We start from the raw sequence: 304 nt of genomic DNA on the forward strand, positions 1-304 counted from the left end.
CTTTATTGTTAAGCAGCGCGTTAAACAGGGTGTTCACGCCGGTCATGGCGGTGAACGGGTATTTCGCCAGCTCTTTGACCAGCCCCGGACTGTCGCGCGGGTTGGTGATCAATACGTTTTGACCGCCAAGCTCAATAAACAGCAGGCAGTTCATGGTCAGCGCAAAAATGTGATACAGCGGAAGCGCGGTGATCACCAGCTCCTTGCCCGGGTGCAGCAGCGGCCCGTAGGTGGCATTAACCTGCTCAAGGTTCGCCAGCATATTTCGGTGGGTCAGCATCGCCCCTTTCGCCACGCCGGTGGT

1 protein-coding gene is annotated in these 304 nt (G+C 57.2%); it reads right to left on the reverse strand.

Annotation, left to right across the window (positions count from 1 at the left end; genetic code table 11):
• A partial coding sequence (locus RTW80_RS28520) for an AMP-binding protein (RefSeq protein WP_312721463.1) occupies window positions 1–304 on the reverse strand: 304 nt, incomplete at both ends.

This window comes from Escherichia sp. AM3, from assembly GCF_032029835.1.
Taxonomy (GTDB): domain Bacteria; phylum Pseudomonadota; class Gammaproteobacteria; order Enterobacterales; family Enterobacteriaceae; genus Escherichia; species Escherichia coli.